At 47.4% G+C, this 15,719-nt stretch carries 13 protein-coding genes and 1 pseudogene; 6 read left to right on the forward strand and 8 right to left on the reverse strand.

Annotated features, from left to right (window positions below):
- The first annotated feature begins 97 nt into the window (after positions 1–97).
- The 4 genes from C943_RS05310 to C943_RS05330 all read left to right on the forward strand — a co-directional run bounded on the left by C943_RS05310 (position 98) and on the right by C943_RS05330 (position 6,942).
- Positions 98–901: an inositol monophosphatase family protein gene (locus tag C943_RS05310; protein WP_008625054.1), complete on the forward strand. Its 804-nt coding sequence runs from the start codon at positions 98–100 to the stop codon at positions 899–901.
- A gap of 133 nt (positions 902–1,034) precedes the next feature.
- Entirely contained in the window at positions 1,035–4,019 is a 2,985-nt protein-coding gene (locus C943_RS05315; protein WP_008625055.1) for an AsmA-like C-terminal region-containing protein, read from the forward strand.
- 672 nt (positions 4,020–4,691) lie between these two features.
- Entirely contained in the window at positions 4,692–5,243 is a 552-nt protein-coding gene (locus C943_RS05325) for a gluconate 2-dehydrogenase subunit 3 family protein (protein WP_008625057.1), read from the forward strand.
- Positions 5,236–6,942 (forward strand): GMC oxidoreductase, encoded by a 1,707-nt coding sequence (locus C943_RS05330; protein WP_008625058.1) that lies wholly within the window; start codon positions 5,236–5,238, stop codon positions 6,940–6,942. Before C943_RS05325 ends, C943_RS05330 begins: the two co-directional genes overlap by 8 nt.
- 45 nt (positions 6,943–6,987) lie before the next feature.
- Here C943_RS05330 and C943_RS05335 read toward each other — a convergent pair whose 3' ends face one another.
- Positions 6,988–7,680 carry a hypothetical protein gene (locus C943_RS05335; protein WP_008625059.1) on the reverse strand — a complete coding sequence of 231 codons (693 nt, stop codon included), beginning with the start codon at positions 7,678–7,680 and terminating at the stop codon, positions 6,988–6,990.
- Positions 7,681–7,951: 271 nt separating this feature from the next.
- Positions 7,952–9,070, reverse strand: coding sequence for a fatty acid desaturase family protein (locus C943_RS05340; RefSeq protein WP_008625066.1), 1,119 nt, complete (start codon positions 9,068–9,070; stop codon positions 7,952–7,954).
- 317 nt (positions 9,071–9,387) lie between these two features.
- Here C943_RS05340 and C943_RS05345 point away from each other — a divergent pair.
- A pseudogene (locus tag C943_RS05345) lies at positions 9,388–9,654 on the forward strand (23S rRNA (pseudouridine(1915)-N(3))-methyltransferase RlmH); the annotation flags it as partial.
- 77 nt (positions 9,655–9,731) lie between these two features.
- On the opposite strand, the gene C943_RS05350 reads toward C943_RS05345, so the two are convergent.
- The 5 genes from C943_RS05350 to C943_RS05370 all read right to left on the reverse strand — a co-directional run bounded on the left by C943_RS05350 (position 9,732) and on the right by C943_RS05370 (position 13,381).
- Complete coding sequence (locus C943_RS05350; RefSeq protein ID WP_008625068.1) at positions 9,732–10,163, reverse strand: type II toxin-antitoxin system VapC family toxin; 432 nt, start codon at positions 10,161–10,163, stop codon at positions 9,732–9,734.
- Positions 10,163–10,414 (reverse strand): DUF6364 family protein, encoded by a 252-nt coding sequence (locus C943_RS05355; protein WP_157198439.1) that lies wholly within the window; start codon positions 10,412–10,414, stop codon positions 10,163–10,165. Before C943_RS05355 ends, C943_RS05350 begins: the two co-directional genes overlap by 1 nt.
- A 78-nt stretch (positions 10,415–10,492) precedes the next feature.
- Positions 10,493–11,635, reverse strand: a complete 1,143-nt coding sequence (locus C943_RS05360) for a cysteine desulfurase family protein (RefSeq protein ID WP_040479181.1) — start codon at positions 11,633–11,635, stop codon at positions 10,493–10,495.
- A gap of 64 nt (positions 11,636–11,699) precedes the next feature.
- Positions 11,700–13,091: a phosphoglucosamine mutase gene (gene glmM, locus C943_RS05365; protein WP_008625072.1), complete on the reverse strand. Its 1,392-nt coding sequence runs from the start codon at positions 13,089–13,091 to the stop codon at positions 11,700–11,702.
- Positions 13,092–13,150: 59 nt separating this feature from the next.
- On the reverse strand, positions 13,151–13,381 hold the full coding sequence (locus C943_RS05370; protein WP_008625073.1) for a hypothetical protein: 231 nt from the start codon (positions 13,379–13,381) through the stop codon (positions 13,151–13,153).
- A 71-nt stretch (positions 13,382–13,452) separates the two neighbouring features.
- Here C943_RS05370 and mazG point away from each other — a divergent pair, with 71 nt between their 5' ends.
- Positions 13,453–14,253, forward strand: coding sequence for a nucleoside triphosphate pyrophosphohydrolase (gene mazG / locus C943_RS05375; protein WP_008625074.1), 801 nt, complete (start codon positions 13,453–13,455; stop codon positions 14,251–14,253).
- Positions 14,254–14,341: 88 nt separating this feature from the next.
- Here mazG and C943_RS05380 read toward each other — a convergent pair whose 3' ends face one another.
- Positions 14,342–15,544: an NAD(P)/FAD-dependent oxidoreductase gene (locus C943_RS05380; protein WP_008625075.1), complete on the reverse strand. Its 1,203-nt coding sequence runs from the start codon at positions 15,542–15,544 to the stop codon at positions 14,342–14,344.
- Positions 15,545–15,719 lie beyond the last annotated feature (175 nt).

Here is a 15,719-nt window from a genome sequence, read left to right on the forward strand (position 1 = left end):
AAAACCTCTGAACCTGCTGCTTTGGGGTCGAAACCAAGCTCCAATCCCTTACTTTTGTGGGGAGAAAAAACGGAAAGTTTCAAACTGATCTATAACCATGAAGGATTTGCAAGATATACTCGTACAGACTATCTCGGTAGCCAAGGAGGCCGGGGCCTTTCTTCGAGAGGAAAGAAAGTTGTTCAACGGCGCCAGTGTCGAAAGCAAGGGCCTCAACGACTTGGTGTCCTATGTCGACCGAGAATCCGAAAAATTGATTGTCGCAAGGCTGCGGGAGATCTTGCCGGAGGCGGATTTCATCACGGAGGAGGGCAGTGCCGGACGCGATGGCAAATCCTATACTTGGATCATTGACCCGCTGGACGGCACCACCAACTTCATCCATGGGCTGCCCGTGTACTCGGTCAGTATTGGCCTGAAGTATGAGTCCGAAATCGTCCTCGGCGTGGTCTATGAGGTCAATCTGGACGAATGCTTTTATGCTGCCAAAGGTCTAGGTGCCTATTGCAATGGCCATCGTATCCGCGTCAGCGAGGCCAAGACCTTGGGACAAAGTTTGGTTGCGACGGGGTTTCCATATTCCGCATTCAAGCAAATTGATGAATACCTCTCGGTCCTGAAAAAGCTGATGGAAAAATGCCATGGTTTGCGTCGGGTGGGAAGTGCCGCCGTTGACTTGTCTTACGTGGCTTGTGGGCGGTATGAAGGTTTCTATGAATACGACCTCAAGCCCTATGACGTCGCTGCGGGCATCATCATCATCCAAGAAGCGGGCGGTAGGTGCACGGATTTTTCATTGGGAAATAATTACCTCTTTGGAAAAGAGATCGTAGCCACCAACGGCCATATCCATGACGAAATGGCTGCGGATATCCAAAAGGCCTGGAACCTTGTTCCCTGAAATGGGATTAACCTTGTATCAAAAGTGATGCATATTCCGTTTTGAAATAGGTCAAAGTCCGCATGCATCGGTCATCTCGCAGTACCTAAACCCGCAATTGCTCAAAGTTCCATTCACAACAAACTCTATCTCCATGAAAAAAGCAATCATCATCGTCGGCTCCATTTTTCTGCTGGTTTTGGTAAGTCTTGTGGCTTTGCCGTTTTTGTTCAAAGACAAAATCATTGCCCGCATCGACAAGGAAATCGCCAATTCGATCAATGCGCAGGTGTATTACGACCTCGATCAAATCAGCCTGAGCGTGTTCAAGCGGTTTCCGAATATCTCCGCTACCGTGGGCCAATTTGGCATCGTGGGCAACGAGCCCTTTCAGGCAGATACCCTGATCCATTTGGATGAGCTGCAGGTCGATTTCAACCTCCGCTCGGTATTGTTTGGCGAAATCCCTTCCCTGACGGGCATCCACCTAAACGGAGGCAGCCTCTACGTGAAGGTGCTCGAAGATGGCCGCGCCAATTATGACATCACCTATCCATCCGAGGAGGTCACAGAGCCAAGCAATTTCCAAATGGAGATAGACCTGATCGAAGTGAATGATTTTGATCTGGTCTATGATGACCGTTCCCTGGATTTTCTGATGGTGTTGGGCCAAATCCAAGCGAGCGGAAAAGGCGATTTCACGGCTGATGTATATGATTTGCCCTTGAAGATGCAGGCGCTCGTCGGAGAGATGGTCTATGAGGGCACCAATTATTTGAGCAACAAGAATTTCAAAGGCAGCACGACACTCCAGGTGGATATGGGCAATATGAAGTTTTCTTTTGCTGAGGGTGAGTTTGGTTTGAATGATTTCCTGTTTGGTTTGGAAGGCTTCATTGCGATGCCGACCGACGATATCGAGTTTGACCTGACTTTTGCTGGCAAGGACAACACATTTAAAAGCATCCTGTCCCTTGTCCCCGGAATGTACACGGAGCGTTTTGCAGACTTGAAAACTTCCGGCACCATGGATTTCAACGGGAAATTCAAAGGCATCTACAACGATGCGAGTTTTCCATCCTTTGACATCGCGCTGTTAGTCAAGGACGGTATGTTCCAATATCCGGACTTGCCGAGGCCGGTTTCCGATGTGAACGTGGATTTGCGGATCAAGAACGAAACCAACAACTTGGATAATACTTCCGTCAACATCCCGGTTTTCAACCTGAAATTTGGAAACAATCCGATTTCGGGCAAATTCCTTTTGGGCAACTTGGTCAGCTATCCGATGGAAGGTAATCTCAAGGGAAAGTTGGATTTGGATGAATTGACTTCCATCTTTCCGGTGGAAGGCATGACGGTGAAAGGCATCTTGGATGTCAATGCAGAAGCCAAAGGCAGCTATGATTCCACCAACCAAACCATGCCGGCGATTTCCGCCAACCTCAACCTGAGCAATGGCTTTGTCAAAAATGCCGAATACCCAACCGCCCTCGAGGCACTCCAAGTGAAGGCACTTGTCAGCAATCCGAGCGGTAGGATGCCCGATTTTGTGGTGGATTTGAGTCAGTTTGGCTTTCAGCTTGAAAATGAGCAGATTGACGGAAGGCTCAAAATCACGGATTTTGATGCAATGAATTGGGATGGGGCAGTGAAAGGAACGATTGATTTGGGAAAAATGCTGGCCATCTTTCCTATCGAAAACACCACGATGTCCGGAAAAATCGCCGCCGATATTCAAACCAAAGGCTCCTACAAGGACGTGGAGGCAGCGCAGTACAATAAGCTTGATACCCGCGGAAATATGTCCGTCAGCAATTTTGCCTACACTTCGGCGGATTTACCACAAGGGATCAAAATCAATAGCGCCAAGGCAGACTTCACGCCCGAGCGCATCAATTTGACACAATTTGATTCCCAAGTCGGCCAAAGTCCGCTCCAAGCAAGCGGCTTCCTGTCCAACTATATGAATTATCTTTTGCAGGAAAACCAGACACTGAAGGGGCAGCTGAACCTCAACTCAAGTCGCTTCAATGTCAACGAATGGATGACCGAATCAAGCAGCAGTGACACCGCAGCACTCACGGTCATCGAGCTCCCGACGAATATCGATTTTTCCATGTCTGTAGCGGCAGCCGAGGTAATTTATGACAATCTCAACCTCAAGGATGTCAAAGGAAATATGACTTTGCGGGAAGGGGTCCTCCGATTCTCTGAAGCATCGATGAGTGCCTTGGGCGGCAGGATCGTCATGAACGGTTCCTATGACCCAAGGGATGTCACTGCGCCAAAGTTTGACTTTGGATTGAACCTGGTCAATTTGAGTATACCGCAGGCTTTTCAGTCTCTCAATACTGTGAAGGCCTTCGCTCCGGTGGCCCAGCACCTTACCGGAAATTTCAACACCAATTTGAGTTTCTCCGGAAAATTGGGACAGGACATGATGCCGATTCTTTCCAGCATCTTTGCCAATGGTCTGGTGAAAGTCTCGGAGGCCTCGTTGCAAAACAGCAATTTGGTGCAAGGCATCACCAGCTTGACCAAGCTCAACGATACCAATACCTTGCAATTGAGGGACTTGAATATCCCGATCGATATCCAAAATGGTATCCTGGAGGTGAAGCCGTTCAATGTGAAGCTTTGGGATTACCAAGCCAATATCCAAGGTAGTACGGGTTTCGACGGCTCAATCAATTACCTGATCAATATGCAAGTGCCAGCCGGCAAATTCGGTGCGCAGGCTAATGCACTTTTGGCAAGTATTTCCAGCACCCAGGCGAATGAAAACACGATGATTCCGGTGGCGCTGAATTTGGGAGGAACCTATGCCAGTCCAAAGGTAGGCTTGGCGGGCGGCAACAGTATCGAGACGCTCTTGGCAAACTCGCTCAAATCCCGTGTATCCTCCGAAACGGCAAATATCCAGCAACAGGTCACCGAGCAGTTCAAAGTGACCGAAGACAGCATCAAACGCGAGCTGAAACTCAAGGCTGATATGGTACAAGATTCCCTGCAAAAAGAGGCGGAGAAAAAGCTCAACGTGACCAAGGACAAAGCCGTGGAAGAAGGGAAGAAACTGATCCGAGGTTTGCTCAATCCCAAGCCACCTGCCAAGCCAGACACCACGAAGAAGAACTAGCACACTTTTTTTATTCGAGTTTGTCGACAAAAAATATCCGTGAAAATCTGCGTCATCTGTTGTTGGAAAAAAGAACCACAGATTTCAAAGATGGGCAAAGATGTTTCAGTGATCGAAAGCTTGGACCCTCGGAAATCTGGATAGTCCGTTTTCAACGAACAAAAAGATAGATACTGTTGCCGTGCAATACCCCAATTTGTCACTTGCAACAGATAAGTTTCCATCTGCGAAAAACTGCGTCATCTGTGGTTGAAAAAAAACCACAGATTTCACAGATGGGCTCAGATGTTTCCGTGATCGGAAGCTTGGACCCTCGGAAATCTGGGTAGTCCGTTTTCAACGAACAAAAAGAAAGATACTCCTGCCGTAAGCTTCCCCAATTTGTCAAAGGCAACCGATAAGTTTCCATCTGCGAAAATCTGCGTCATCTGTGGTTGAAAAAAAAGAACCACAGATTTCACAGATGGGCACAGATCAACGAGGTATCCGAGGGTTATTCCTTCAGATTACTGAGTCGTTTGTTGCCAACGAATGAAGGCAAATCCCACATTAAGAATCCGATCCGTGAAAATCTGTGTCATTTGTGGCTAAAAACAAGCACCGCGGATTTCTTTTATGATTTTTCCCTAAATCGTTTTACCTTTTAAGCTGATTGACAATTAACCTAATAACATGAAAAGAAGAGACGCGCTCCGCAGCCTTGCATTGCTGACAGGCGGACTGGTGTTGGTACCTTCCTGTGATTTTTCCAAGGAAGATATCCTCAGCGCCTACCAAAAGCTCCAAATCACTCCCTCACTCAGTGAGCTTTTGGCCCAAATTGCAGATACCATTATCCCTTCCGGAAAAATCAAAGGAGCCAAAGACCTCAGTGTGCAGGATTTCATCCTTGTCATGGTCAATGACTGTGTCGACGAGGAAGGGCAAAAATCCTTCATGGCCGGTATAAAGGGATTTGAAGCTTTTTCGGAATCCAGTGCCGGCAAAGCATTTTCCAAGCTCGAGGTTTCCCAGCGGGAATCCCTGCTTCAGACAGGCCTGGCATTGGAGGATGAAAAGCAAAAGCATATCAAGGACTTCCTATCGATGGCCAAGCGCTTCACCGTCCAAGGATTTATGCTCTCCGAATACATCCAAACCGAAGTTAAACCCTATTCGCTCATCCCGGGTGAATACAAAGATGTCTTGATCGCTGACCTCAAACCTGAAAGAATCCATGGCTAATCTAAATATTGACGCAGTGAAGGAAAGAACCTTCCAAGCGATTGTGATCGGTTCGGGTATCAGTGGAAGCTGGGCGGCCAAAGAACTCACCGAACATGGCGTGAAGACCCTCGTCATCGAGCGGGGACGCGATGTGAAGCACATCAAGGACTACCCGACGACCAGTATGCTGCCCTATGAGTTTGAGCATCGGGGTCAGATTCCCCAAGATGTACAAAAGGAAAACCCGGTAGTCAGCCGCTGCTATGCATTCCGCGAAGATGCCCAACATTTTTTTGTAAAGGACAAAGAGCATCCCTACATCCAAGAAAAGCCTTTTGACTGGATTCGCGGCTATCAGGTGGGCGGTAAATCCCTCCTTTGGGCCAGACAGGTACAACGTTGGTCGGATTACGATTTTGAGGGTCCGGCAAGGGATGGATTTGCGGTGGATTGGCCGATTCGCTACAAGGACATCGCGCCATGGTACAGCCATGTGGAGAAGTTCGCCGGAGTTTCGGGCAACAAAGACGGCCTGCCCCACCTTCCTGATGGTGAGTTTCTGCCCGGTTTTCCGCTGAACGTGGTGGAGCGGTACTTTCAGGAACAATTGAAAAAGCACTATGGCAATGATCGGCACATGATTTTGGCGCGCTGTGCCCATATCACGGGAAATTTTGATTTCTATGCCCAACAAGGACGTGCGAAATGTCAGGCAAGAAATCTTTGCCAGCGTGGTTGTCCTTTTGGTGGATATTTTTCCGCCAATGCCTCCACGATTCCATGGGCAGAAAAAACCGGAAACATGACGCTGCGGACGGATGCCGTGGTCCATTCCATCATTTACGATGAGGAAAAGGGCAAGGCTACTGGCGTCCGAATCGTGGATGCCCATACCAAGGAAATGGAGGAATACTTTGCCGATGTCATTTTTGTCAACGCTGCCGCATTGAATACGAATTTGATTTTGCTCAATTCAACCTCCAACCGTTTCCCCAACGGGCTTGGAAACGACAATGGATTGCTAGGCAAATACGTAGCTTTCCACAATTACCGGGCAGGCGTATCTGCCCAATATGAGGGCCATCTTGAATACACGACCCAGGGTGGAAGACCTACTTCAGGCTATTTCCCTAGATTCCGAAATGTCTTCAAACAGGAAACCGACTTCCTTCGTGGCTATGCTGCGGGGTTTGGGGCAAACAGAGGTGCCTATGCCGACCAGAATACTATTGGACTCGAGCTCAAGGAAAACCTGCTCAACCCAGACAAATACGGTCCGTGGAATGTAGGCTCGCACATGATGGGCGAGACCATTCCCAAAGAAACAAACTATGTGGCGCTCGATCCCAACCAAAAAGACGCATGGGGTATCCCGCTGCTCAAGATCCATGTCGATTACGACGACAATGACGAAAAAATGGTGAAGGATTACCTTGCCCAAATGACGGAAATGTTCGAAAAAGCGGGTTTCACCAACATCAAAACCCGTGACGATCGGCGCGCACCGGGATTGGATATCCACGAAATGGGCGGGGTCCGGATGGGCAAGGACCCAAAGACTTCGCTGCTCAATGCCAACCATCAGCTGCACGCCGTACCAAACGTGTACGTCACAGATGGTGCAAGCATGACTTCCACATCCACCCAAAATCCATCGCTTACCTATATGGCCTTTGCGGCAAGGGCCGCCCACCACGCGATGAAAAACCTTGGATAATAAAAAACCCGGGCAAATCTACCCGGGTTTTTTTGTGTTCTTTTTTTAAAATCCCACCAATTCCCTTCGCCCCAGTCTCATGTAAAATCCCACGTTGACGCTCATGAACCGCATGGCAGAGCGGTATGTTGATCCCGCATGATATTCATGAACTACGTCAGGCTGGGCTTCACTTACAAAGTCGAAATAGACATTCTCCCCTTGTGAATTTCCAGTTACGACATTTGGCTCGTTAGCTGTCATGAATCTCACGTCTCCTCCATTTTGGTAACCCAACCGTAGGTCGAGGAAGTACCTGTCCTTCGGTTGGGACTTGATGAGATATCCAAAATCCATCATCAAGCCCCCACCTAATAGCAGGTAAGAAGTCCTATCCTTTACCAGCGTAGATGTCTCCAAAGGTTTGGGACAATCGGAGGTAAACTGCTCCCTTGGATCCAAAATCGTCAGTTCGGTAGAAAACCGGCTAAATCCTGCTCCGGCGAGCAGATATGGATTGATCAATCCCGCATCCAACAAGTCGTAGCGGAGGTATAGGCTATTGTTGGTAAAACTGTTGAAGACCTGTACATCAACAATACCCTCATAGCCATTATCGAATTGGTAGGTTTCCTGCCGTTCCTGGAAACCATACTGCGAAAACGCCAGCTGCATACCAACCGCAAGTCTGGTCTTGGGAATTCGGTAGGCCAAGTCGGTGAAAATTCCATGGGCGGGTTTCTGTAGGATGTTTCCCATGTTACCCCTCGGGTTTGAATACTGGTAACCTACACCGAACTCAAATTGTGCATGGGAAATACTTGGAAAAAACAGACATAGCGACAAAACAAACGAAAGACAGAAATTACCAATTTTCATATATTTTGGATTTAAATGTGAACGTTTGATCTGCTTTGCAGGTAAAAAAAGCATTGTAGTTATATACGGCCTCGTGCGAAAAAGGCTGATAAATTTTACCTGTTTTTTTCGCTATGAAAAAACGGGCCAAGCCTATACTAGAAGCTTGCGATCAAACGATCTCCGCCTTCAGATCAAATTGGGGATTGTGCGTTGGGTTGTCTGTTTTACCGAGCTGCTTCAGAAAGCGGAGGTGTTCGATCAAGACTTTTGAAAGCGAATAATTTCGGTAGGGGAAGTTGAATTCCTTTGCGGTTTGCTTGACGATTTTGGTTAGTTGGAAGTAATGGATATGGTTGATGGTAGGGAAGAGGTGATGAATCACGTGGGTATTCAAGCCTCCCGTGATCCAGTTGATAAAATTATTTTCCGCGGCAAAATCTACAGTTGCTTCAGCTTGATGTGAACCCCAATCGCGGTGCACCGTTCCTGTTTCATCAGGAAGTCTGTACTCAGATTCTCCTGTGACATGCACGGGCACAAGTACAAAGCCTATAAACAAACCAATGGCAAGGTGCATCAACACGTGGTAGCCCAACATCTCCATCCAAGAAATTTCGAGCACCATCTTTGGAACAATTATCATATAGCTAATCACAAATACCTTCGTCGCAATCAGGATCCAAATCTCCTTGGTCGGATGTGGGTTGATAGCCCGATTTCCAAAATTATGTTGTAACAAGAGTTTGAAGTCCTTGAAGTAAACAATATTAAGGCTCAAAAGTGAGTACAAAAACGGTGCGTATAGGTGTTGGTATTTGTGAAACCACTTGCGTTTGGAGTTTGGATTGAGGCGCACCAGTTTGCTTTGATCGATATCGTCATCTTTTCCCGGGATGTTGGTGAAACCATGATGCGCAAAATTGTGCTTGAGTTCCCAGAAATAAGAAGAAATTCCAACCGCATTCCAAGCATAGGCAAAAAGCCGGTTGACCCATTGACTTTTGGAAATCGCATGGTGAGAGGCATCGTGTCCAATCGAGAAAAGCAGAATAGTGATGGAAATACCAAACACCACAAAAAGAAAGGCCAGTCCTAGTCCATGAAACTTGCCGCTAAGGATGGCAATGTATAATGCGGCTGTGATGATGAAGTAGAAAACTATTTTAAACCAAAAGAGCCCGTTGGCTTTTTTTGAGATTTGATTATCGTGAAAATAGGCCTCGATCCTTTCTACTAAAACCTTATAAAATCCATGATCGAGGGGGTGGTCAAATTTAACTTTTTGCATAGGTGGTTCGGTGATTTGTTTGTATAAAATTAGAGAAGGTGATTCAATAATATGTTTATAAATGAGCTCTTTATCTCTCAAAAAATGCAAAACGCTTCACAGATTTTTTGAAAAAACGCAAAATCTCCCGGTCACCAAATTTTTTTTTTTGCAATTAAGCTTTGGAGTTGCAGCCTGCCGGATAAAAAGAAGTGTATCCGGCAGCTTACGGATTTGAGAAACTGTTAGAAAGCCTTTGGCCCCACATACCGACAGCTATCTAAGAACCCATTTATGGGAGGCATTTTGATCTTGAAGAAAATCCTGCCACCGTTGCCTTGGTGCTGTTGGATGAAAGTTGCATGCAAATGGGTTCGGTGGAGTTTTCCGAATTTCTCCAAAAAAAGATGAACGGGGGGCTGAAGCAATTGGTCTTTGTCATCGGCGGACCCTATGGATTCTCCGAGGCTGTGTACCAGCGCGCCAACGGGAAGTTATCCCTTTCCAAAATGACCTTTTCCCATCAGATGGTGCGGGTGTTTTTTGTCGAGCAGTTGTACAGGGCCTTTACCATTCTCAGGAATGAGCCTTATCATCATGAGTGATGAAGAGTCCACTTTTGCCCCTAAGGCCTTCACATATTTCCACATCCGGATTATTGGAAATGGTGGATTTGAGAGATTCAAAAATGCGCAGAACAGAAAGTTTCGAGTTCCTTTACAGATAATATTCTCAATGAATTTGAGGAGAGTTTCTGAAAATCCTGGTCAGAAGTCAGAATGATATCGATGCCGTTTTCCAGGGCCATAAAATAGTGAATGGCATCTTCGATATCTGATTGTGATGATTTCAGGGCAACGGTGACCGTATGCCTGTCCCCTGAAATCAAGGCGAATTTTTCCAGCATAAGCTCGAGGAGTTCCTTGCCAATCGCGACTCCCTTTGCCTTGCAGATGTAATAGCTACAGATTTGGATAACAGAAATCGACCAGTATCCCGATATCTTACCTTCATCTACCCATTGAAAAATCCTCGTCAATTCATTAGACTGTTCTGAGCGATCAAGGAAAAAATCAAGTAGCACATTTGCATCAAAAAATACCTTTAAGGCCATCACTTAGCTCCTTTTCGCAAATAATAGTCCCGCTTCCAATCGATATCCTTTTCGAATTCAGCTTGATTTTCGGGCATCTTCTTGACAAATTCCACAAGAGAGACTTTCTCCTTGAGGGAACGTTTTGGTCGAAGCAGAGTCTCAAAGTAATCCTCCACCATGGAAGAAATGCTTATTTCATTTGCCTCGGCATATTTCTTCACCTCGCTGATTAGATTTTCGTCGAGGCTGATATTAAGCGGCTTTTTCATATGGAAAATATACGCATAAGTGAATTCATGCGCAAGATATTTAGAAAACATACGACTTTGCTCTGATCCAATGTATTGCTACACCTCCACCCCGTACAATTCCTTTAGTTTTCCTACGGTATAATCCACCTCCGCTTTGGTATTGAAACGGCTAAAGGAGAAACGCACCGAATCGCGTAGTGGATCGGCGTGGATTGCCCTGAGGACATGTGACCCTACTGTCGCGCCACTGCTACAGGCAGAGCCGCCTGAGGCCGAAATGCCATGAAGGTCCAAGTTAAAAAGCAACATCCCGGCGTTTTCTTCCGAGGGTGGTAGACTCACGTTGAGCACTGTATACAGGCTTTTGCCCATTTCGGCAGAGCGGCCGTTGAATGAGACGTCTGGGATATTCGCTTTGAGCAAGTCGATGAAATATTGTTTGATGCTTTCGATATGCGTCCGGTGTGCTGCCATATCTTCGTAGGCCAGTTCCAAGGCCTTGGCGATGCCCACGATACCGATGACGTTTTCGGTACCGCCGCGCATATTTCGTTCTTGCGCACCACCATGGATGAGGGCGTGGATTTTTTTGTCTTTCCTTACATAAAGGAATCCTGAGCCCTTTGGTCCATGAAATTTGTGTCCGCCGGCGACGATCGAATCCACGGGAAGTGACTTCAAATCATGCACGAAATGTCCCATTGTCTGTACGGTATCAGAGTGGAAAAATGCTCCATGCTGCCGTGCCAATGCGCCAATGGCCTGCATATCATTGATGTTTCCGATCTCATTGTTTGCGTGCATCAGGGAAACCAGCGCTTTCGGATGCTTCACCAGCAAGTCCTCCAATTGCTGCATGTCGATATCGCCGGATTCATTGACATCAAGCAGGTGAAGTTGGACCTTGCCCTTTTTGGCACACTCTTCCAATGTATGCAAAACAGCATGGTGCTCAATCGGGGAACTGATGGCATGGGTGATGCCGTGGGTTTCTATACTGCAGACGATGGCGGTGTTATCGGCTTCGGTGCCGCCCGAGGTGAAAAAAATCTCTGAGGGGGAAGCTTGGAGCAGTTCGGCAACTTTCTTTCTCGCTTTTTCGATCGCGGACCTCACTTCCCGACCATGGCTGTGGACGGAGGAAGGATTGCCGTAGTGCTGCTTCATAAATGGCAACATGGCCTCTATGACCCTGTCGTCCATTGCGGTCGTCGCCGCATTGTCAAAGTACACTCTCATCATGCATTACATTTGGGCTGGGTTGGAACTTGGCGCCTCGTAGGCGCCAAGACCACAAAGGTAATTATTTGCTTGAAGTAATTACCTCCTTGATGTCCAAGATGATCTTGTTGGCCAAATGCTCTGCGGTAACTTGGGTGGCTGATTCCGAATAAATCCTGATGATGGGCTCGGTGTTGGATTTACGCAAATGCACCCATTCCTTATCAAACTCGATCTTGACCCCATCGATATCGTTGATTGGCTGCTTCTTGTATTTCTTTTTGACCTCTTCCAGAATCTTGTCGACGTTGATTTCCGGCGTCAGCTCGATCTTGTTTTTGGAAATGTAGTAGTTGGGATAGCTGGCGCGCAGTCTGGAGATGCTTTTTCCAAACTTTGCCAAATGGGTCAAAAACAAACCAATCCCCACCAAAGCATCACGTCCATAGTGTGACTCAGGATAGATGACGCCACCGTTGCCCTCACCGCCGATGATGGCATTGGTTTCCTTCATCTTGTTGACGACATTCACTTCTCCCACGGCAGCAGCTTCGTATTTGCCCCCTCTTTTTTCGGTCACATCACGAAGCGCACGCGTCGAACTCAAGTTGGATACGGTGTTTCCCGGTGTTTGGGAAAGAACATAATCCGCCACAGCCACCAATGTATATTCCTCTCCAAAAGGAGAACCATCCTCGTTCATGAAGCACAGCCTGTCCACATCTGGATCGACGACAATGCCCAAGTCAAATTTCCCCTTTTTCAATTTGCTGGAAATATCCCTTAGGTTCTCTGGAAGCGGTTCAGGATTGTGTGGGAAGTGCCCATCGGGGGTACAGTACATTTCTTCGATATCTTCTACACCCAATGCGCGCAGCAACTTCGGCAAAGCGATACCACCCGTCGAGTTCACGCAGTCGATCACGACCTTGAATTTTCTTGCGGCAATTGCCTCGCGGTCCACCAACTTCAGTCCAAGCACATGCTGCACATGCCGATCGATATAATCTTCAATCAGCGTATATTTTCCCAAAGACTTGACGTCTGCAAAGGAGAAGTCTTCTTTTTCCGCGGCTTCCAAGATGGATTTTCCTTGGGCATCGGAAATAAATTCTCCCTGGGAATTGAGCAATTTGAGGGCATTCCATTGAGCAGGATTGTGGCTGGCGGTGAGGATGATACCGCCGCCCGCTTTTTCCAAAGGCACCGCCAATTCGACGGTCGGCGTCGTGCTGAGGCCAAGGTCAATCACGTGTATACCCAAACCTTGCAGTGTCGCCGTCACGAGTTTGGAGACCATTTCACCCGATATCCTCGCATCACGGCCGATCACCACTTTGGGGTTTTGGGTCTCTTTTACGACCCAGCTTCCATAGGCCGCGGTAAACTTCACCACATCCAAAGGCGTCAAACCTTCGCCCGGCTTGCCTCCAATGGTACCTCTAATTCCTGAAATAGATTTGATTAATGCCACTTGTGAAACAGTTTAGAAATCAATAAAAAAACCGCAAAAGGCGGGATAAAAAAGACTGGTTATTTGAATTTGGCCAAGACCTTGTCGACCTCGTTGCCTGGGTTGCCGCAGGAACTGTTGGCATCAACGGTCTTTCCGCAGTAGCTGCAAGTCTCTCCATCCTTGTTCAAGTAGGGATTTTGGGACGCGCAGGTGCCCTTAAACTGACCATCTTTGATGAAAATCAGCCTGACGGACATCAGGATAAAGAACAATGCCAAGAAGCCTATAGTCAAATACAAGGTTGCCATATCAATGGAATTTGCGCAAATTTACGGAATAACTTCAAAACGTCCTTACTTTCTGAATAGTTTCCCCCTTTATGTCTGATTTGTCACAAAGAGCGTACCAATTGGAGGCCTTCGGTCGCCTCCTGACCATCATGGATGAACTCCGTGCCCAATGCCCCTGGGACAAAAAGCAGACCTTGGAAAGCCTCCGCCATTTGACCATCGAAGAGACCTTTGAATTGTCTGACGCGATCCTCGAAAACAACCTCGGCGAAATCAAAAAAGAGCTCGGCGATATCTTACTCCACATTGTATTCTATGCCAAAATCGGCTCTGAAAAAGAAGCCTTCGATATCGGCACTGTCATCGATAGCCTTTGCGAGAAACTCATCCGTCGGCATCCCCACATCTACGGCGACACAGAGGCCAAAGACGAGGAAACGGTGAAGCAGAATTGGGAAAAGATCAAGCTGCAGGAGAAAGGAAATACTTCCGTCTTGGGTGGCGTACCAAAATCACTTCCCGCTTTGATCAAAGCCATGCGCATCCAGGAGAAAGCCCGGGGCGTAGGTTTTGATTGGGAAGAGAAAAATCAAGTGTGGGAAAAGGTGGAAGAGGAAATGCAGGAGTTCAAGGAGGCATTCGATGCCGTGTCAACCGAGCAAATCGACAAAGAGCGGGCTACCGGGGAATTTGGAGACCTGCTTTTTTCCCTGATCAATTACGCCAGGTTCATCGATATCAATCCCGAAGAAGCCTTGGAGCGCACCAACCTCAAATTCATCAAGCGTTTTCAATACCTCGAAAAGTCGGCACGCGAAGCGGGAAAAAAGATCGAGGAGATGAGCCTGGCCGAGATGGATGTCTATTGGGAAGAGGCCAAAAAACTCTAAGCAATCTGCCATTTTTCCCCCATTCTCTAAACCAAAAAAACCCCGAAAATTGAATTTCCGGGGTTTTGATCGAGCTGGCTTCCCTGCATCATGGCAAGAAGCTCAGACCGTGGCGGGTTTTCCACAGGAAGTATTTCTCGAAGAGGACTTTGCCAAAGTCATAGATGACATTGGGAATCATCACCGCAAAACTTCTGGGTTTGAAGAGGTTATTGCTCAAAATCACCACTTCTTTTTTGCCCGCATCCATGATGCAGATCCCTGGGATTTTGCCCCAAGGCTTGTGTACCAACTCTGATTTGCCTTTTTCCACCCTCACGATGTTTTCTGCAACGATTTTCCCTGTTTCATCGCTGGGATATCCTGTTTTAGGACTGCTGAAAGGAACCTTTCCAGGTTTGAAAGGGAGTTTTACATCCACTGCGATACCCGCTGCCCATACGTTTGGATAGACGGGGTGACGGTAATCGTCTCCAACGGGCATGTATCCGGCACCCGTCGCGCCGAGTTTGGGAGAATTTTGGACAAAATCCACCCCAACAAATGGCGGCATGAGCATGGAGAATGAGTAGGGGAGCTTTTCACCATTGGAGAGGAAAACTTCCTTGTCGGTCATTTTCTCCACGGCAACCTCCGTCCTGAAGTGGATATTGAACATCTTCATGAATGACTTCAGCATCGTTTCGGCACCAGTCATGCCATCAATCCCGAAGTGTCCCAAGTAAGTTTCCGGCGTGATCCAATACAGATCCACTTTTTTGCGGATTCCCTGCTCGCGGAGCCATTTTTCGAAGTTGAAAACAAACTCATAGGCCGCGCCCATGCAGCCTGCCCTTTGGGTGGCCCCTATGACAACAGGACCGGGATTGGCTTTGAATTTCTCCAGGGATTCCCGGATTTTCATGGCACCAATCGGAGTCCCGACGTAGTGCGCATATTCTTTCACGCCCGGCGCTACATCAAAATCGACCTTTGGTCCGGTGGCTACAACCAAATGGTCATAAGCGACTTCACCGCGGTCGGTAATCACTACTTGTCTGTCTGGATCCACTTCCAAGGCAACGGCTTTGAAGAACTCAACGCCTTTTTTCTTGAAAATGTCGCCCCTAGGCACAGTAATATCCTTGACTTCCCTTCTTCCAAACGGAACCCAAATCAATGATGGTATAAATAGGAAATCGTCGTTTCGGTCGATGACCACCACATGATGGTCTTTGCCTCCTTTTCGCTTGAGCTCGAGGGCTGCAGTGAATCCTGCAAAATTTCCCCCGATGATAACGGTCTTTGTCATGGCTTCTTGGAATTTGAAATAAAGTACCGTCTATAATCCCTGAAAAACAGTGATGTATGTCACTTTGGGAGGCGATTTTGGGAATAGTTCCTGCAAAAAAACCGCACCTGTAAAAGGGGCTTGCCTTTCCGCAAAATATACCGCAACTTATTCCCTGCTGTGGATCTACGGGGAA

The organism is Mariniradius saccharolyticus AK6, from assembly GCF_000330725.2.
Lineage (GTDB): Bacteria > Bacteroidota > Bacteroidia > Cytophagales > Cyclobacteriaceae > Mariniradius > Mariniradius saccharolyticus.